Raw genomic sequence first — 18,703 nt, forward strand, 5'->3', positions numbered from 1 at the left:
AGCTAGCCTTTTAGTCGATTGGTGTAAACGAACGGCTCGAGAATTTATCTGTTTGGATCAAAGCAAACAACTCATTGTCCTGAACAAATATGCCTTCTGCCCCGTAGACTTTCGGGCTTGCCGACTCCCCTGTAATCGTCACATCTTTCGTGTCAATCGAATACAGGAATAATGCTTCCGAATCCAACGTGTAAATCCGCCCTTGCCGTTCAGCAAGACCAATCGGACGGAAATTTTCCGTGAAGGCTTTTTTCGCATCACTGCGCATACCGCCGGCCGTGTCAATCCGCTTTCGCTCTACAATCGTCAAATACGGCGGTTTTTGTTTTTTCTTTAAAGCGCGTTTTTCCTTTGCGGTCGCATCTTTATCGATTTTTATTTCATCTTGTTTCGTCGTGAAATACGTCAGTTCACTTCGCGCTAACGAACGAATGTGATTGATCGTGTAGAATTGTTTTTTCTTGGCATCGTAACCGAGTCCGTGGAAACTGTCGCGGATCGTCGTACCTGCCACCCGTTCCCGTTTGTCTTCTTTCCAGACGCCTTCTTCCCGTTTAACGGTCACGAGAATTTGATTGGACGTCAATAAGGCGACGGTCTCGCCGTCAACGAGCGTCATGCCGTCAAGTCCCGATAACATCAATTTGCCTTCATCCTCGATTTGGAATGACGCATTGATTCGTTCGCCGGTCCCGCTGATTTCGAAAAAGTGATAATCTTCCGTTACGACAAGATAGGAACCGATCGAATCATCGTACAACATCTGTTGGACGTTTTTGATCAACGGTTCTTCCGGATTCGGAATGGAAGACGGTGTTTTCGCCGGTACTTGTTTGACTGCTGCTTGGTGTTTCGATTGTGTCTCAATTTTGGCAAACGTCTCTTTGATTTGTGCGACGGTCTCAGGTCTCGAAAAGACGAGCGACACACAAAGGATCAGACCGGAGACGACGGCAAAAATCGTTGTATAGACTATATAAGTTCGTTTCATTTACACAAATCGCCTTTCTGTCTCGGTTTCTGATTCAGTTTAGCAGAAGGCGCCCTAAAAAAAAAGCGGACTTGCGACGGAGATAAACGAAAACCCCTCAATCTGACGAATCAGATGAGGGGTTTTGCCTTAGTTCGCTACGATATTGATCAGTTTTTTCGGAACGACGATGACTTTTCGAACCGTTTTATCGCCAATCCACTCTTGTGTTTTTTCATCGGCAAATGCAAGGGCTTCAATTTCTTCTTTTGTTGCCTCCATGCTGATGACGAGCTTCGAACGGACTTTACCGTTGACTTGAATGACGAATTCCATTGTATCGCTGACGAGTTTCGTTTCGTCAAATGTCGGCCATGCCGCATATGTCAATGTATCCTCAAAACCAAGCTGTTCCCATAACTCTTCCCCAAGGTGCGGTGCGACCGGGGTCAGCAATTGAATGAATCCGCGAAGGAAGTGACGCGGTAAGACCGGTTGTTTATTAGCCTCGTTGACGAAGACCATCAACTGCGAAATTCCGGTGTTGAACTGAATGTTCGTGAAGTCTTCCGTTACTTTTTTAACCGTCTGATGGTAGACACGTTCAAAGTCTGCATCGACTGTCGTCACGTCCTGAATGTCCGCCGTCCGTTCGAACAGACGCCAGACTCGGTCAAGGAAACGACGTGCCCCGTCAAGACCGTTCTCCGACCACGACACCGAAGCATCAAGCGGTCCCATGAACATTTCGTACAAGCGGAGTGTATCTGCACCGTGCGATTTGACGATTTCATCCGGATTGATGACGTTTCCGCGTGATTTCGACATTTTTTCATTGTTTTCTCCAAGAATCATCCCTTGGTTATACAACTTTTGGAATGGTTCTTTCGTCGGTACGACACCGATATCATACAAGACTTTATGCCAGAAGCGGGCATACAGTAAATGAAGCACGGCATGCTCGGCTCCTCCGATATAAATATCGACCGGAAGCCAGTATTTTAGTTTTTCCGGATCGGCAATCGCCTCTTCATTATGCGGATCAATGAAGCGGAGGTAGTACCAGCAGCTGCCGCCCCATTGTGGCATCGTATTCGTCTCGCGGCGTCCTTTAAGTCCCGTGACCGGATCCGTGTAATCGAGCCAGTCTTCTGCAAGGGCGAGTGGTGATTCACCTGTGCCGGACGGCTTGATTTCCGGAATCATCGGCAATTCAAGTGGAAGTTCCGATTTATCGAGTGTCTTCATCGTTCCGTCTTCCATGTGGACGACCGGAATCGGTTCACCCCAGTAGCGCTGACGGCTGAATAACCAGTCACGCAATCGGAACGTGATTTTTTTGCGTCCGACTTGATTCGTCTCCAGTTCAGCGATGATCGTTTCAATCGCCTCCTGTTTTGACAATCCGTCGAGCATTTGTGAATTGACGTGTTCGCCTTCATCCGTATACGCTGCTTCGTCAACGTTACCGCCTTTGACGACTTCGATGATCGGAAGGTCAAACTGTTTCGCAAATTCATGATCACGCTCATCGTGTGCCGGAACGGCCATGATCGCGCCTGTTCCGTATGTCGCGAGGACATAATCGGCGATCCAGATTGGCAGACGTTCGCCGGAAATCGGGTTGACGGCAAAAGCTCCCGTGAAGACGCCTGTTTTTTCTTTCGCAAGATCCGTCCGTTCCAAATCTGACTTCGTCTGGACAGACGCGATGTATGCTTTAACCGCTTCTTCGTGATCCTCTGTTGTGATATCCGTGACAAATGGATGCTCCGGTGCCAGAACGAGATACGTTGCGCCGAAGACGGTATCCGGACGTGTCGTGAAGACCGTCACTTGTTTTTTATGACCGTCGATCGTAAAGTCGATTTCCGCACCTTCCGATTTTCCGATCCAGTTCCGTTGCATTTCCTTGACGGATTCCGGCCAGTCGAGTTCATCCAAATCTTCGAGCAAACGGTCCGCGTACTCGGTAATTTTTAAAACCCACTGCCGCATCGGGACGCGGACAACCGGATGATTACCACGCTCGGACAGCCCGTCGATGACTTCCTCGTTCGCAAGCACCGTTCCAAGAGCCGGGCACCAGTTAACGGCGACTTCGTCAACGAAAGCGAGTCCCTGTTCATACAATTTCGTAAAAATCCACTGTGTCCATTTGTAATATTTCGGATCCGTCGTATTGATTTCACGATCCCAGTCGTACGAGAATCCCAAGTCTTTTAACTGACGTTTAAAGGTTTCGATGTTTTGGGCAGTGAACTCCCGCGGGTCATTTCCTGTATCAAGCGCATACTGCTCCGCCGGAAGTCCAAACGCATCCCATCCCATCGGGTGAAGGACGTTGTATCCTTGCATCCGTTTCATCCGGGCCAAGATATCGGTTGCCGTGTATCCTTCCGGGTGACCGACATGAAGTCCTGCTCCCGATGGATAAGGAAACATGTCTAACGCATAAAAGCCTTCTTTTTCCGGATCTTCTGTTGTGACGAACGCATTGTCCTGTTCCCAACGCGCTTGCCATTTCGGTTCGATTTCACGATGATTGTACGGCATCTTTATTCCTCCTCTGAATATACAAAAAACCGGTCTCCGCCCCTAGGAATAGGGACGAAAGACCGGTTTGTCTCCCGCGGTACCACCCACGTTGTCTGCTGAAGCAGACCACTTGATTCACAGATAACGGTGTGAAGGACCGGAGTTCGCTACTTGGTTTCACGAATCATGCTCCCTGACGAGTTCACGGACGATTCCGACTGGTTTGCACCGACCACCAGCTCTCTAAAACGGAATGACTCCCTTACTACTTCAGTTCGTCGCAATGGACTATCTATGTGTAAGTGTAAGCCGAACCTTCCCTTACCGTCAACGGTTGCGTAAAATTTCTCCAATCGCGGCGTGCGATGATACGGCATGATCCGCATGATGCAAGACTTGTGCCGGCATCCGATCGTCGAGCAGGGCAATGACTTCCATGCCCGCTTTTTTGGCACCAATCATCCCGTTTGCGGCGTCTTCAATGACGATACAGGCCTCGGGTGACTGATTGATCCGCTCTGCCGCCAGACAAAAAATCGCCGGATCCGGTTTGGAACGCGGGACTTCAAATCCGCTCGTATAAGCATCGACCGTCAATTCATAATGCGTAATGACACGTTTAATTTTTTCAAGTGAACTCGAGGACGCAATCGCAATCCGGTATCCTTCCGTCCGGGCCAGTTCCATCAGTTCTTTTACGCCGTCCTTCAAACCGCAGGTCTCCGGCTTCGCATGCTGTTGGAATAATTCGTGTTCGAGTGCCAGCAATGCTTCCGTCGAGTGCGGTAACGCGTGTTGTGTGATCAGTTCCTCCCACATCTCATCCCCGGTTTTCCCCATGAATGTCGCATACTGCGTCAAATCCAGCGGAATCGATAACGTGTTGAACATCTGTTGATGGACTTTAAAATATTGAATTTCACTATCGAGGATGACCCCATCCATATCAAAAATCAAACCTGTTTTTTTCATGATTTCCCCTCCTGTTATCAGCCTACCAAAAAACCTGATCATCTGCAGATGATCAGGTGGCTAAAACCGTCTCCTGATAACGGTATTCCGGGAAATAGTTGGCTGCTTCGTCGCTTCCGTACCGTTGACACAATTGTTCATAGACATGGGGAAGAAGAATCGTCTTTCCTTGGTGGTATTCAAACATACGGTAACCTGTATAGCGACATTTGCTTTCAAACAGACTGTCCCGTTCCTTATAGCCGCCACCGAGGTGCTGCTCGACCATGCCGGCTGACTTGGAATGTAAAATCGCCTCATACTCCAGGCGCTGATTCGGAAAAAGTTTATGTTCATCACGTTGACAGCCGATCAGATGTCCGTGTGCATACTCGTTCCCGAGCAGGACGAAATATCCACCGACCGCTTCTCCCTGCCACTCCGCAATCAGCAATAACGGTTCACACAGTTCTGTCGGTTGAAACAACTGTTCAAAATATTCGGTCGTGAAATAGTAATGGGACGAAGCATCCTTCCGGTCCATCGTTTGATAGTAAAGACGGATGAAGGTTGGCAGATCTTCTTTCGATCCTCTTCGGACCGTCAGCTCTGACGCCAAGGATTTCCGGATCATACTCCGGTTTTTTTTATGAAAGGTCTGCATGATTTCTTCTACAGAAGGCCGAAGATCGATGCTTGTCGTGTGGCGGATGAATTCCGTTTTAGTCCAATCTGCTACACGTTTATGGTTTTCCGTCAGCGGATTAAAACGAATCAATTCGGAAACAATTTTTTGACGCATCGCCCATTGTCGAAACGAACGTTTGGCATCGGTCAGCTCTTCTGAAGTCAACTCACCAATGATTTCCGGACCTCCGTATCCGTAAGGCGTAATCAAATCAAAGTATTCGGTGTCAAAAATCCGCCGCTTCAAGAAGGGATAAAATAATTCACCTGATGCTCCTTGAAAATAAATCAGTCCGGCCGCTTCATCGGTCCGGGCATTCAAATGAACATATTCATAGCTATAAAAAATATCAAGTGATTTATTTTCCACAAGTGATGCCCACGTCAACTGATCTTCCACAAAAATACATCGCCTCATCTTTTTCCACCTCCGGCATATGACACGTCGAACATAACTATTTTCCTTTAATTTGGTTAATCAATTAATTTTTACCTTTTAATTCAATACCCATTTTACATGTTTAATATGCTTCTTCAACAAAAAAGACAGACAGCGGAATCAAGCGACCGCTTCTGTCCTTTTCTCATTTTACCGCCTTGTTTGGTATAGCCCGAACGAATGTGAATCCTGCCAGCAGGATCAATCCAATCAATGTCATGAACACGGCATTCATACCGGATAAATCATAAATCAGCCCTCCGACAGTCGGACTGATCATCCGCCCTGCCGAAGCGGCGATATTGACATACCCCTGAAACTCGCCTTCTTTCCCGATCGGAGCCAGGCGGGCTGCCATTGCCGGAACCGCCGGCCAAATGAACATCTCACCGATCGTCAAAATGACCATCGCTACTAAGAACATCTTGAATCCGCCGGCAAAAGGCACGATCGCGTAGGACAAAAGAAAAATGCCGGTTCCCGTCAGCAACTGACGTTTCAAGTCGTCACCAAACCAGCGCAGGACAGGTGTCAATAACGGTTGCGCAAATACGATCAGTGCACCGTTGATCGTCCATAAAATCGAGTATTCGGAAATTGTCACACCGAGGGATTTTGTATGCACGGAAAATGTTCCCTGCCATTGAACATACACAAACCACAAGAGCGCATAGCCGACCGAAACGTACAGCATCGTCCGGACTGAACTCTTCGAAAGCGGTTCCCGCACTTCCTCCCCTGCCGATACCGATTGACGTTTGACCGGATGCACGTGAATCCAGTTCAGTCCCACCAAGAGGACGACGGCAAACAATAAGTAAAGGATCAGATTGGCGATGAAGATGAACTGGATGTCGATTGCTGCAATTTGTCCGCTGATCGCGGTACCGAGTGCCACTCCGACGTTTTGGGCAACATAGATTGCATTAAATGCCCGTCTTCCACCTTCCGGCCAGATGACACCGGTCAAAGCATAGATCGTCGGGAATACCATTCCTCCGACGAATCCGATCAATCCCAACATTAGCACATATCCGGTGAAGGTCTGATGGAACAGCCAAAGACCAATCGAGGCAAGGACCAGCCCGATGACACTGATGACAAGCGTCCGTTTCCCGCCTAACCGGTCAAATGCTTTTCCGCCGATATAGTTTCCGACAATGGCGAGAGCCGAGTTGACGAATAAAGCCATTCCGGCTTTTGTCATCGACTCTCCTAAATAATCATGAATGTATAATGTATTAAACGGCCATAAAAAAGAAGATCCTGTCGTATTGATCGCCATCGCCAATACCAGAATCCAGACCGCGCGAGGTAATTTCGGCATGATAAGTATCCTCCAATGTAGTTTCCAACCTTGCCACTTTACGAAATTACGCTACCCTCTGTCAAGGAACTTCGCTATTAAACGAACAATCGGAAAAATGATACAATTGACTAAAGGGTCAATTTTCCGGGTACTTAGAAAAAAATAGAGCATATTATCAGAAAGAGGAGTTTTTGCCATGTCACTTGCACGTGTATTGCCTTACGCCAAAGAATTATTGGAATCAGTCATTCATGAGGGGGATTGTGTCGTCGACATGACTGCCGGGAACGGTCATGATACGCATTTTCTTGCCGAACAGGTCGGACCGAGCGGACGGGTCATCGCGTTTGATGTCCAGGAGCAGGCCATCGAAGAAACGACACGCCGTCTGCAGGCGGCTCACGTTTTCGACTGGGTCGATTTGTACCATGAAAGTCATATTCATGTCGGAGCCCGCTTGTTTGCTGAACAACGCCCGATTCGTGCCGGAGTATTTAATCTGGGGTACTTACCGGGGAGTGATAAATCCGTTACGACGACCGGGGAAGAAACACTCGAAGCACTCCGTGCCCTCCTTCCGGTTCTTGTCCCCGGCGGTCTGGTTGTCCTCGTGATCTACCATGGCCATTCGGAAGGACGACGTGAACGCGATGCGGTATTGGAACATGTTTCTTCCCTCCCGCAACAGGATTATGCCGTCCTGCAATATCGTTTCTTGAATCAGCAAAACAATCCCCCGTTCATCGTCGCGATTGAAAAAAAATTAAAGAAACAAACAATCGACTAAACAAAAAGAGGAATCCCGATGCTATCCGGATTCCTCTTTTTCTTGTTGCCGTTTAATCTTCCACCATCTTTAGAAACAGCAATAGCTTTTCAGCAAACCGCGTATTCAAACGTTCAAAACTGAAGTGCGGGAAACCGTGCAGACGTTGCAGATAAATCTGGTCTCCGCCCATCTTCCGGCACACTTCAAGCGTCAACTTGACGTCGGCGAACTGATCATCCGGTGCATAAAAACAAGCGAGATGGACCCGCGGCAGTTTCTTACGTTCTTCGTCATGGATGACGATTTCTTCTTCAATCTCGCGATATTCCGCATACGTCAATTCACCGAGACGTGCAGCATCCTCATTGTTCTGTCCGAACGGCAATGTGCCGAGCGGAGCATCCGGACGGAACCGGTCGAAAGCACTTGCAAACACTTGTTTGACGCCGCCTAGTTGCTTCGAGTTGTGCCAATCAAATAACGGCGAGATGAATGTCAGGCTCGCCATCGGCAACTCATATTCTTGAAGCAGCCGATTGACGACAAGTGCCCCCATACTGCAGGCAATGATGTGAATCGGTAATTTTCGTTTACCGGCTTCACGTAATGCTTCTTTTAACAGCTGTTGATGTTCTTCAAACGATACACGACGGGGTGCATCGACCAGGAGAACTTCGTATTCGCGTTCTAATACACGAATCAGCGCCTCACTCGGCCGAGCACGTAATTGGAGTGGATATACAAGAACGATCACTCCGGTTGGTTGTTCTACCACAAACTCACCTCTTCATTCGATATCTGTTTAGTATGCAACAAATCCGACTCCAGCCAAACCGCCTTAAGTCGGATTCCATTTCTTTAATATATACGTTGTAGACGCGTCACAGGTTCCACTTGTCCGAAGACTTCCTCTGTCGTCTCACTGATTTCCTTGAATCCGTACGACGTTAAAAAGTGGCGGGCTTTATAGTTCCGGGATTCGACATACACTTCGATCGGAGAGGCTCCCTGCAATTCCAGTTCGCGGATCAGCCGGCGTCCGATCCCGTTTTGTTGGTATTTCGGCAAGACATACAATCGGACGATTTCCCATGTTCCCTCAACATCAATCGCGTGAATGAAACCGACGATTTCCCCGTCAATCAGTCCGACGTTGAAATATTCTCCACGTGCTTCCTCCGCTGTCCGAATCGCCCGGACCACTTCTTCCTGCGGGTACGCTTCTTGAACGAAATGGGCTTTCGAGCGTTCTGAATAGATTTCCTCATATGTGTCCATCCAAGACGTGAGCGCAATATCATGAATGCGTGCTGCATCAGCCGGAACCGCTTCGCGTATCTCCATACCGAAATCCCCCTTTTCCTTTTACAGAATACAGACTCATGTTCTTTTACCCTTTTCTAGAAATTTCAGTCGTATCCCTGCAAAGTTCAGGAGAAACAAAAAAAGTTCAGAAACACCCTTTAGAAGGATGTTTCTGAACAATGAATTATGCGAAACGTTTTGCCTGCTCTTCAAGAGTAGCGGCTTTATCTGTCTGCTCCCATGGTAACTCGATGTCTGTACGACCGAAGTGACCATAAGCTGCTGTCTGACGATAGATCGGACGACGGAGATCAAGCATGTTGATGATTCCAGCCGGACGAAGATCGAAGTTTTCAGCAACCAGTTCAACCAGTTGTGCTTCAGGAAGTTTTCCTGTACCGAATGTATCCACCGCGATTGATACCGGATGTGCGACACCGATTGCGTACGCGAGTTGAACTTCCGCTTTGTCTGCAAGACCTGCAGCTACGAGGTTCTTCGCGACGTAACGCGCTGCGTAAGCAGCTGAACGGTCGACTTTCGTTGGATCTTTACCAGAGAAAGCTCCACCGCCGTGACGTGCATATCCGCCATACGTATCAACGATGATTTTACGGCCTGTTAATCCAGCATCACCTTGTGGTCCGCCGATGACGAAACGACCAGTTGGGTTGATGAAGAATTTTGTATCGGCATCGATGTACTCAGTCGGAATGACCGGTGCGATGACATGTTCTTTCAGATCAGCTTGGATTTGCTCAAGCGTCACTTCTTCTGCATGTTGTGTTGAGATGACGATTGTATCAACGCGAACAGGTTCATTGTTCTCATTGTATTCAACCGTGACTTGCGTCTTACCATCCGGACGGAGGTAATCGAGTTGTCCGTTTTTACGAACTTCTGCAAGACGACGAGCCAGTTTGTGTGAAAGTGAGATCGGAAGTGGCATGAGTTCAGGTGTTTCTTTCGTTGCATAACCGAACATCAGACCTTGGTCTCCTGCTCCGATTGCATCGATTTCTTCATCTGACATGTTTCCTTCGCGTGCTTCAAGCGCTTGGTCAACACCGAGAGCGATGTCTGCTGACTGCTCATCGATTGATGTCAATACAGCACAAGTGTCTGCATCGAAACCGTATTTAGCGCGTGTATAGCCAATTTCGCGAATCGTTTCACGAACGACTTTCGGGATATCCACGTAAGTTGATGTCGTGATTTCTCCTGCTACTAATACGAGTCCTGTCGTGACAGAAGTTTCTGCCGCAACACGTGCGTTTGGATCGGCTGCAAGAATTGCATCCAAAATTGAATCCGAAATCTGGTCACAGATTTTATCCGGGTGACCTTCTGTTACTGATTCCGACGTAAACAGTCGGCGATTAAGGTTTGTCATGTTTGACCCTCCCAAAAAAGAATTTGACGGTGTACTCATTTCCCCTAGTTGAGTGGGACGGTAAAATGAAAAAAACCTTTCCATGTCCAAAAATGGTCAGGGAAAGGTTGTGCGTTCTTCCTTTACCCTCTTATCGTTCGAAGTGTTTACTTCGCTTCAGGAGAGCACCTTTTCCTACATTAATGATGAAATTAATATAAGACGGTTGCCGGGTTTCTTCGGGCCTTGTTCCCTCCACCTGCTCAGAATAAGAGTATCCGTTACGAATTACATGATATAAACTTGTGCTCACTCTGTCAAGCAACGTTTTAATTTCTAGTCGAAAAATTTCGGGAGAGATGTTAAACTGTTAATGCTGAAAGCGTTTCCAGATAAATAGAAATCAGCGCATGAAAATGATTGCTCTATCATTAGTATGTCATATATAATAAATGTGTCATACTAATAGTAGAGCCAAAACCAACGTAGGGGAAAGGTGGGGTCAGGATGCCGATGACGGTCCTGAATATCGAAGAACTACTCAAGAAGGAGCATGTGTTCAAACAACTGTCTGTTGCTGAACTAGTCGAACATGCAATTCGCAACAAAGAAGGAGTTCTTGCAGAAAATGGTGCTTTGTCTGTAGAAACGGGGAAATTTACAGGTCGTTCACCGAAAGACAAGTTCATCGTCCGTGATGACTTATGTGAGATGCATATCGATTGGGGTCATGTCAATCAACCGATGGAGTCGGACAAATTCGAGCAACTGTTACAAAAAGTTCTTCGTTATATGAACGAAGCAGATCAACTCTACTACACAGAAGCTGCTGCTGGTGCCGATACGCATTTCACCCTTCCAGTGCGCGTCGTAACCGAATATGCTTGGCATAATTTGTTTGCGAAACAGCTGTTTTTACGTGAATATCCTACGGTTGCAGCCTTTGAACCGTTTACGGTCGTCTACGCACCACATTTTAAAGCGGATCCGGCGGTTGACGGCACAAACTCCGAGACCTTCATCGCGATGTCATTCGAACACCGGATCGTCTTGATTGGCGGAACGGAGTATGCCGGAGAAATCAAAAAATCAATTTTCTCTGTCATGAACTATCTTTTACCCCAACAAGAAGTCTTGTCGATGCACTGTTCAGCAAACGTCGGACACGACGGCGATGTCGCCTTATTCTTCGGACTCTCAGGAACTGGTAAGACCACGCTGTCTGCTGATGACAGTCGCCAATTAATCGGTGACGATGAACACGGTTGGTCTCATGACGGTGTCTTCAACATCGAAGGTGGCTGCTATGCGAAAACAGTTAATCTGTCACGCGAAAAAGAACCACAAATCTTTGATGCGATCCGCTTCGGAACCGTTCTTGAAAATGTCGTCCTCGATGATGCGCGGATTCCGGATTATGATGATACTTCATTGACTGAAAATACACGTGCCGCTTACCCGATTACAGCAATCGACAACATCGCCATTCCGTCACGCGCCGGTCACCCGAAAACGATTGTCTTTCTGACGGCGGATGCCTATGGTGTCTTGCCTCCAATCAGTAAACTGACGAAAGAACAAGCGATGTATCACTTCTTATCCGGCTACACATCAAAACTGGCTGGAACGGAGCGCGGCGTTACAGAACCGGAAGCCACATTCTCGACGTGCTTCGGTTCACCATTCCTGCCGTTGATTCCGGAAAAATATGCGACGATGCTCGGGGAACTGATTGATCGTCACGGTGTCACAGTCTATCTCGTCAACACAGGCTGGACCGGCGGCGCTTACGGTACAGGAAGCCGGATGAAACTCTCCTATACACGAACGATGGTCAATGCGGCCGTCAACGGTCTGCTTGCAGACATCCCGACAGAAGAACATCCGATTTTCGGTCTGCATATGCCGATTGAAGTACCTGGTGTTCCGACTGACCTGCTCAATCCGGTAAAAGTTTGGGCAAATCCATCCGATTACGAACAACAAGCGACTGCACTCGCACAAAAGTTCACACAGAACTTCGCGCGTTTCGAAAGTGCGACCGATGCCATCAAATCAGCCGGTCCTCGTGTCTAACATCATACTGATACAAAAAAGGTTGAGCTCCGTAACGGATGCTCAACCTTTTTCTGTTAGACGATTGAATCGGTTTTGTCTTTTAAATGGAGTTCCTTTTGCGCAAGCCAAACTTGACTCTCTTTCAGTAACTCATAAGCCCGGTGCTTCATAATCCCGAACCGATTACTGAGCATCTCAAACCGTTCAAACTCGCCCCGGTCTGCGCTGATCGCAAGCAACAGGCAATCGCGAAACGGGTGATCTTCCCCTTGCAAGACATTTTTCAAAGCCGGTTCAATCGGAAGCTGATCGATGATTTCACCGATATCCACGGAAAGCAAGGCATCGATGTGTGACAGTAAGCCGATCATGTAGGCACTTTCTGCTTTCAGTGTCTTCGTTTCCGTCGCAAACAGTTCGCATAGTTTTGCGCAATGCAAGGATGAACGCAATAATTCGTCCGACCATTGATACGGACTCGCTAGTTTCATCTCACGCAAGACGATCAACGAAATCCAGCTCTTCAGTTGGGAAAAGCCCAGCAAGGAAATTGCTTGACGGACGGAACTGACCATGTTCCGAAGACCGATGCCCGGAGAGTTGATCAATTGCAGTACTTGCACACTGATGTAAGGATTGCCCTCGATTTCATCCACGACGTCATCATAATGGTCATCCGTATCAAGCCACTTCAACATTTTCAACAGGACAGGCACTTGCGGAGGAACGGCCTTTCCTTTCATCAGCATCGGTTTGGCGTAAAAGTATCCTTGGAACCAGTCATACCCCATCGCAAGGCTTCGCGTGTGGTCCTCGTGTGTTTCAACCCGTTCAGCCAAAAAGCGGATATGCGGATAGTTCCGTTTTAAAATATGTAAGATTGCACTTTGTTCGCGTGGATTGATGGCTTCGATATCAATTTTTATCAAATCAATCAAATCAAACAGCTCCGGACCGTGGTGACGCAACAAATCCGTTACGAAATCATCAAGCGCCAGGACGAAGCCGGCTTCTTTCCATTTTTGCAGCGTCTGGAGCATCATTTCATCGATCTGAACCGTCTCCAATACTTCAATCACGAATTGAGTCGGATCCAGATGATCAATCAGTTCAGACTGCAACAGATCGCCTGTGAAATTAATGAATAATCGTTTTCCTTCTGCTACACGGTCTACTCCGAGATGAATCAGTGTATTCGTCAACACATCCATCGTCGCCAAGTCACCATCAAACACTGCAGGTGTTTCAACGGAACGATAGAGCAGCTCAAAAGCGTCAATCGAACCAAACCGGTCTACAATCGGTTGTCGCGCAAGTAAGATTTCCATCTCATATATCCCTTCTAAATCCGTTAATCTGGCTTATTTTATATGTTCTAGTATACCAAATATCGTTTTCCTTTAAAAAATCTCTTTTTTAAAACATATCAATGTTCCCATCATTTGGAGAAAAAAACATCTCAATGCAAGGCATCAAGATGTTTTGTAAGTCTTTTCTATTCAGATAACATCCAATCAATGACTTGTTTCGTCACAAGCATTTTTTGATGGATTGGAAATTGATGCGCGTACTGATAGATGATCAAGCGGGTCTGTTCCGGATAACGGGCCGCATAATTCGTCGCATGACGCAGTCGGACATTTTGATCATATAATCCGTGAATCAGCAAGATTTCCCCTTGAGGCGGAAAATACAATGGCGACCGGACACGGTATGCCTGCAACTGTTGTTGCGGAACTCCTCCCGTAAACCGTCTGAGCATTTTTCGCATCGTCTGTTGTTCTTCATACGTCCAAGTCAGATTCGTTACACCGGCCCATGAAACCGTCCGGGCGACTTCACGATGGTGCGCAAGTAAAAGCGCCATCTGTCCGCCACGGGAAAAACCGAAGACCGATGTCCGCTCGACATATTGATCGAGCCAATCAAACGCACTGATGGCGTCGAGGATATCCCGGTGTCCGAAGTCTTCTTTCCCCGTCCCTCCTAGATTACCGCGGTAAAAAGGAGCCATGACGAGATAACCGGCTTGCGCGAACTGCATTAAGCGAGTCGGCCGAATCATGCCGATATTACGTGTCCCACCACGTAAATACAAAAGACCTTGCCCGTTCGCATGAACCGGCAGGATCACATACGCTCCGACCCGTTCCCCGTCGGATGTTTCATAAAAGACCCGAAAGGTGCGGAACGGTCCCTGCCGCGGGAGCTCAAACCAATCGGCGTTCGGCGAGTACACGAAGAGTCTCCGGAAGGACACGGTCCTTCATCATGAAGCTGTATTGGCGGTTCGTATCTAAACGTTTCGGGATATCGTCTAGTAAATAGGCTCCGTCCGTCTCATCGACAGCCAGGTGTGGAACCAGTGATTCGATTTGAGCGAAGTAGATATTCTTGATGATCGTGTCCCCTCGCCCCTCGACCCGGTATTGTCCGATGTACTGGAGACGTTCGATACGTCCCCCTGTCTCTTCCATGACTTCCCGGTATGCGGCTTCCTCCGCCGTCTCCCCCGGCTCGACTTTTCCACCCGGAAACTCATATCCCCGTTGCTTGTGATGCGTCAGTAACCATTTCCCTTCGTACACGGCAATGACCCAGACATGAAGCGGATGGACTGAAAACGGATGGTCTTCAAAACTCAGTTCAACCCGATTTTGATAATAATCTAAAAACGTAATCACGTGCGTGCACCTCATTTCTTCTTCTCTCTTCACTTTACCTGTTTCGAAAGCATTCTAAAAGTGAAAGTGCGTAGGAATTTGCCAGAATGACAAAAAAAGACATCCCTCTGAATCGAGAGATGTCCGGATGCTTATTTCAAGCGAGCTTCAAGCTCTGCTTTTTCTGCTTCAAATCCAGGTTTACCGAGTAAGGCAAACATGTTTTTCTTGTACGCTTCAACACCCGGCTGATCGAACGGGTTCACACCAAGCAGGTATCCACTCATGGCACATGCTTTTTCGAAGAAGTAGAACAAGAATCCGAGATGATACGGTGTCATCTCAGGCAATTCGACCGTCAAGTTCGGAACTTGTCCATCTGTGTGGGCAAGCAACGTTCCTTCCGCTGCCTTGTCGTTGACGAATTGAATCGATTTTCCTTCCAGGAAGTTTAAACCGTCGAGATCCTGGGCGTCTTTTTCAATCGTTAATGCATGACGCGCTTGTCCGACTTTAATAACTGTTTCGAACAAATCACGACGTCCTTCCTGGACATATTGTCCCATCGAGTGAAGATCCGTTGAGAAGTCGACGGCAGCCGGGAAGATTCCTTTGAAGTCTTTTCCTTCTGACTCTCCGTACAACTGTTTCCACCACTCGGACACATAGTGTAAGGCCGGTTCGTAGTTGACGAGCAACTCGATCGTTTTCCCTTTAGCGTATAATGCGTTCCGGACGACTGCGTACTGGTACGCTTCGTTTTCCGCCAAGTTCTCGTTTGAGAACTGAACCTGGGCATCACGTGCACCTGCCATCAACTCTTCGATCGAAATGCCGGCTGCTGCGATCGGCAACAGACCAACCGGTGTCAAGACAGAGAAACGACCTCCGACGTCATCCGGGATCACAAATGTCTGGTATCCTTCCGAGTCCGCAAGTGTTTTCAAAGCGCCGCGTGCTTTATCCGTCGTTGCATAAATCCGGTCTTTCGCACCCGCTTTACCGTACTTGTCTTCCATGAACGTTTTTAACAGACGGAACGAAATCGCCGGTTCTGTCGTCGTGCCTGATTTCGAGATGATGTTGACCGACACATCTTTTCCTTCAAGTACTTGGAACAAATCGTGTAAGTACGTCGAAGAAATGTTATGTCCAGCATAAATGATTTGCGGAGCTTTCCGCTCTTCTTTTGACAATAAGTTGTGGAACGAATGACCCAGCATCTCGATTGCAGCACGTGCACCAAGATACGATCCGCCGATTCCGACGACCAACAAGACGTCTGAATCCGACTTGATTTTTTCAGCTGCTGCCTGAATTTTTTCAAATTCCGCTTTGTCATAGTTTGTCGGTAAATCGACCCATCCTAAGAAATCACTGCCGGCACCTGTGCCGTTGTGGATTGCTCCGTGTAATGTTTTTACCGTATCCGCCATATAGTCTACTTCATGTTGTCCTACGAATTGTAGGGCCTTCGAATAATCAAAACGTACCGTTGTCATTCACTCGTCCTCCTTATTCATTCGCAAACAAATGCGACCTTCCTTTTCATTAAAACGCAAGAAGGAAGGTCGTTCAAGTCTTTTGTGAAAAGATTAGCAAATGTTATGGCGCTTACAAAGCCGCTGTTACGATTTGGCGGACATCTTCGTTGCCAAGTGATTTGAAGTTACCGAAGTCTCCGCGTGTCATTGCTGATTTTACGATTGAGTCGACTGTATCTTCTTTGATGTCGTAATCTGCAAGACGGTTTGGAGCACCGAGTGACGTCCAGAACGCACTGATGGCATCGATTGTAGCGTGTGCTGCTTCCATTTCTGATTTACCAGTCGTATCAACGTCAAAGACATTTTCACCGAGCGTGACGAAACGGTGTGCGTTTGACTCGTCGAGGACATGACGCATCCAGTTCGGGAAGAGAATCGCCAGACCACCTGCGTGCGGGATATCATGAACAGCTGAAACCGCATGCTCAATGTTGTGTGACGCCCAGTCACCGCGTGCGCCCATTTGCAGGACACCATTGAGTGCCATCGTACCGGCAAACAGGATGGTACCGCGGAGTTCAACGTTCTCAAGATCGTTGACGAGTTTCGGTGCTGCTTCGACGACCGCTTTCATGACGCCTTCCGTCATCCGTTCTTGAACCGGTGCATGTGCCGTATGGAAGTATTGCTCAAGGCAATGACTCATCATATCGACGATTCCGTAAATCGTTTGGTCTTTCGGTACACTGACTGTGTACTTCGGATCAAGGACTGAGAACGTCGGGAATGTTAACGGGCTGCCCCAACCGTATTTTTCTTGTGTCTTCCAGTTCGTGATGACCGAGCCTGAATTCATTTCTGAACCTGTTGCAGCAAGCGTCAAGACTGTTCCGAACGGGATGACCGTTTTTGGTGTTGCTTTCCCGATGACGAGATCCCATGCTTCGCCTTCGTACGGGATACCGGCAGCAATCAGTTTCGTACAGTCGATGACTGAACCGCCACCTAGTGCAAGCAATGCGTCAACGCCAGCTTCACGTGCGATTTTAATACCGCGTTCCGCTGTTTCAATACGCGGGTTTGGTTCGACGCCGTCGCATTCAACGTATTCGATCCCTGCCGCACTCAGTTCGCGTGTCACGTCATCATAAACACCGTTGCGTTTAATACTGCCGCCGCCAAATACGAGCATGACTTTTTTAGCATCTAAAGCTTTCAATTCGTCTGTAATTTTGCTGACTTGACCGTCACCAAAAATAAGTTTCGTTGGATTACGATATTCGAAGTTTTCCATTGTGTGTTGCCCCCTTGATAAGTAATGAACACCTTACATTATCCACACATTCCCCTTTTGCATCTATTTTAATGCTTATAACGCAAAAAAAGAGAACCGACCGATGTCGATTCCCTTTCAAAATCTTATTTTTGGAAGTTTGATTTTTCAATCCATTCTTCCAATTTGCCTTTTAACACGTTGAAGCCAGGAGCTTCTTCTTGTTTGAAAGCAGGACCTGCATCGCGACGGCCAGTGTTTTTGCGTGGGCCTTTAGCGCGTGCTTCGCGTTTTGGAGCTTCCTGTGTTGCTTTGATCGAAAGCTTCATTTTTTTGTTAGCTTCGTCGATGTCGAGAACTTTAACAGTTACTTCATCGCCAACTTTTACGTAATCGTTGATGTCTTTTACGTAATCGTGTGAGATTTCTGAGATGTGGACGAGACCTTGTGTTTGCTCGTCAAGTGCTACGAAAGCACCGAAGTTTTGAATACCAGTTACTTTACCAGTAACGACTTGGTCTTTTTCAAAGTTTGCCATAGTTTATACACTCCCTAACTAAATTCATCAACTTATAATAACATACTTTTTACGGATGGTAAAAAATATTTTTCAAATTGTTTATTTTTTATTTTACGAGGGAACAAATTAGTAGTAAGACTTCAAGTATTCCCCCTGATTCTGCCGGACTTTTTGAGTCCGGCCCTTTTTTTGTTTCTTCTTACTTTTCAACGCAAAAAGGACCGATTCGGTCTGCTCGCTTTCCGCTGACAAGTCATCCTGCCGCTTCAGATGCAGTGCATCTTCCAGGGTCAGATCGGCTTGTTTTCCGCAGGAGTCGAGCATGACCTCACCTGTCCTAGCGTAAAGGAAATTGCATGGT

Annotated in this window: 17 protein-coding genes, 1 riboswitch and 1 other annotated feature; of the genes, 2 read left to right on the forward strand and 15 right to left on the reverse strand. The window is 47.5% G+C overall.

The genetic code is table 11. From position 1 onward, the window contains the following. Positions 1 to 10 precede the first annotated feature (10 nt). The 5 genes from KNP91_RS07520 to KNP91_RS07540 form a co-directional block, all read right to left on the reverse strand. Positions 11 to 991, reverse strand: a complete 981-nt coding sequence (locus KNP91_RS07520) for a hypothetical protein (RefSeq protein WP_214849457.1) — start codon at positions 989 to 991, stop codon at positions 11 to 13. Positions 992 to 1,120: 129 nt separating this feature from the next. After that, positions 1,121 to 3,526: a leucine--tRNA ligase gene (leuS, locus tag KNP91_RS07525; protein ID WP_214849458.1), complete on the reverse strand. Its 2,406-nt coding sequence runs from the start codon at positions 3,524 to 3,526 to the stop codon at positions 1,121 to 1,123. 47 nt (positions 3,527 to 3,573) lie between these two features. Then, positions 3,574 to 3,796, reverse strand: a binding site (T-box leader). A 39-nt stretch (positions 3,797 to 3,835) separates the two neighbouring features. Continuing rightward, a complete protein-coding gene (locus KNP91_RS07530) occupies positions 3,836 to 4,480 on the reverse strand; it encodes an HAD family hydrolase (RefSeq protein WP_214849459.1) in 645 nt (214 codons plus the stop codon). 52 nt (positions 4,481 to 4,532) lie between these two features. Beyond that, positions 4,533 to 5,564, reverse strand: coding sequence for a peptidoglycan bridge formation glycyltransferase FemA/FemB family protein (locus KNP91_RS07535; protein WP_214767089.1), 1,032 nt, complete (start codon positions 5,562 to 5,564; stop codon positions 4,533 to 4,535). Positions 5,565 to 5,730: 166 nt separating this feature from the next. Next, entirely contained in the window at positions 5,731 to 6,912 is a 1,182-nt protein-coding gene (locus tag KNP91_RS07540; RefSeq protein WP_214767087.1) for an MDR family MFS transporter, read from the reverse strand. A gap of 178 nt (positions 6,913 to 7,090) precedes the next feature. Between KNP91_RS07540 and mnmM the strand changes: the two genes are divergently transcribed. Beyond that, on the forward strand, positions 7,091 to 7,681 hold the full coding sequence (gene mnmM, locus KNP91_RS07545; RefSeq protein WP_012371148.1) for a tRNA 5-(aminomethyl)-2-thiouridylate-methyltransferase MnmM: 591 nt from the start codon (positions 7,091 to 7,093) through the stop codon (positions 7,679 to 7,681). Between the two features lie 52 nt (positions 7,682 to 7,733). On the opposite strand, the gene KNP91_RS07550 is transcribed toward mnmM, so the two are convergent. From KNP91_RS07550 to metK, 3 genes are all read right to left on the reverse strand, one after another. Beyond that, complete coding sequence (locus KNP91_RS07550; protein WP_012371150.1) at positions 7,734 to 8,438, reverse strand: alpha/beta fold hydrolase; 705 nt, start codon at positions 8,436 to 8,438, stop codon at positions 7,734 to 7,736. Positions 8,439 to 8,521: 83 nt separating this feature from the next. Continuing rightward, positions 8,522 to 9,007 (reverse strand): GNAT family N-acetyltransferase, encoded by a 486-nt coding sequence (locus KNP91_RS07555; RefSeq protein ID WP_214849461.1) that lies wholly within the window; start codon positions 9,005 to 9,007, stop codon positions 8,522 to 8,524. 145 nt (positions 9,008 to 9,152) lie between these two features. Beyond that, positions 9,153 to 10,361 (reverse strand): methionine adenosyltransferase, encoded by a 1,209-nt coding sequence (gene metK / locus KNP91_RS07560; protein ID WP_012371152.1) that lies wholly within the window; start codon positions 10,359 to 10,361, stop codon positions 9,153 to 9,155. A 127-nt stretch (positions 10,362 to 10,488) separates the two neighbouring features. After that, positions 10,489 to 10,615: riboswitch (SAM riboswitch) on the reverse strand. A gap of 232 nt (positions 10,616 to 10,847) precedes the next feature. On the opposite strand from metK, the gene pckA reads away from it, so the two are divergent. Continuing rightward, positions 10,848 to 12,416 carry a phosphoenolpyruvate carboxykinase (ATP) gene (gene pckA, locus KNP91_RS07565; RefSeq protein WP_214849463.1) on the forward strand — a complete coding sequence of 523 codons (1,569 nt, stop codon included), beginning with the start codon at positions 10,848 to 10,850 and terminating at the stop codon, positions 12,414 to 12,416. A gap of 56 nt (positions 12,417 to 12,472) precedes the next feature. Here the strand turns inward: pckA and KNP91_RS07570 are convergent, their stop codons facing one another. From KNP91_RS07570 to KNP91_RS07600, 7 genes are all read right to left on the reverse strand, one after another. Beyond that, complete coding sequence (locus KNP91_RS07570; RefSeq protein ID WP_214766116.1) at positions 12,473 to 13,726, reverse strand: EAL and HDOD domain-containing protein; 1,254 nt, start codon at positions 13,724 to 13,726, stop codon at positions 12,473 to 12,475. Positions 13,727 to 13,893: 167 nt separating this feature from the next. Beyond that, the gene (locus KNP91_RS07575) at positions 13,894 to 14,637 is read right to left on the reverse strand and encodes an alpha/beta hydrolase family protein (RefSeq protein ID WP_214849466.1); all 744 of its coding nucleotides are present in this window, start codon (positions 14,635 to 14,637) and stop codon (positions 13,894 to 13,896) included. After that, a complete protein-coding gene (gene ytkD / locus KNP91_RS07580) occupies positions 14,609 to 15,082 on the reverse strand; it encodes an RNA deprotection pyrophosphohydrolase (RefSeq protein ID WP_012371156.1) in 474 nt (157 codons plus the stop codon). The genes KNP91_RS07575 and ytkD overlap by 29 nt, the downstream gene beginning before the upstream one ends. A 131-nt stretch (positions 15,083 to 15,213) precedes the next feature. Beyond that, positions 15,214 to 16,563 carry a glucose-6-phosphate isomerase gene (locus KNP91_RS07585; RefSeq protein ID WP_012371157.1) on the reverse strand — a complete coding sequence of 450 codons (1,350 nt, stop codon included), beginning with the start codon at positions 16,561 to 16,563 and terminating at the stop codon, positions 15,214 to 15,216. A 112-nt stretch (positions 16,564 to 16,675) separates the two neighbouring features. Next, entirely contained in the window at positions 16,676 to 17,842 is a 1,167-nt protein-coding gene (locus KNP91_RS07590; protein WP_012371158.1) for an iron-containing alcohol dehydrogenase, read from the reverse strand. Positions 17,843 to 17,967: 125 nt separating this feature from the next. Continuing rightward, a complete protein-coding gene (yugI, locus tag KNP91_RS07595) occupies positions 17,968 to 18,360 on the reverse strand; it encodes a S1 domain-containing post-transcriptional regulator GSP13 (RefSeq protein WP_014971071.1) in 393 nt (130 codons plus the stop codon). A gap of 108 nt (positions 18,361 to 18,468) precedes the next feature. Beyond that, positions 18,469 to 18,666, reverse strand: a complete 198-nt coding sequence (locus KNP91_RS07600) for a hypothetical protein (protein WP_012371160.1) — start codon at positions 18,664 to 18,666, stop codon at positions 18,469 to 18,471. Between the last annotated feature and the right edge of the window lie 37 nt (positions 18,667 to 18,703).

The organism is Exiguobacterium sp. s138 (assembly GCF_018618775.1).
Classification (GTDB): Bacteria; Bacillota; Bacilli; order Exiguobacteriales; family Exiguobacteriaceae; genus Exiguobacterium_A; species Exiguobacterium_A artemiae.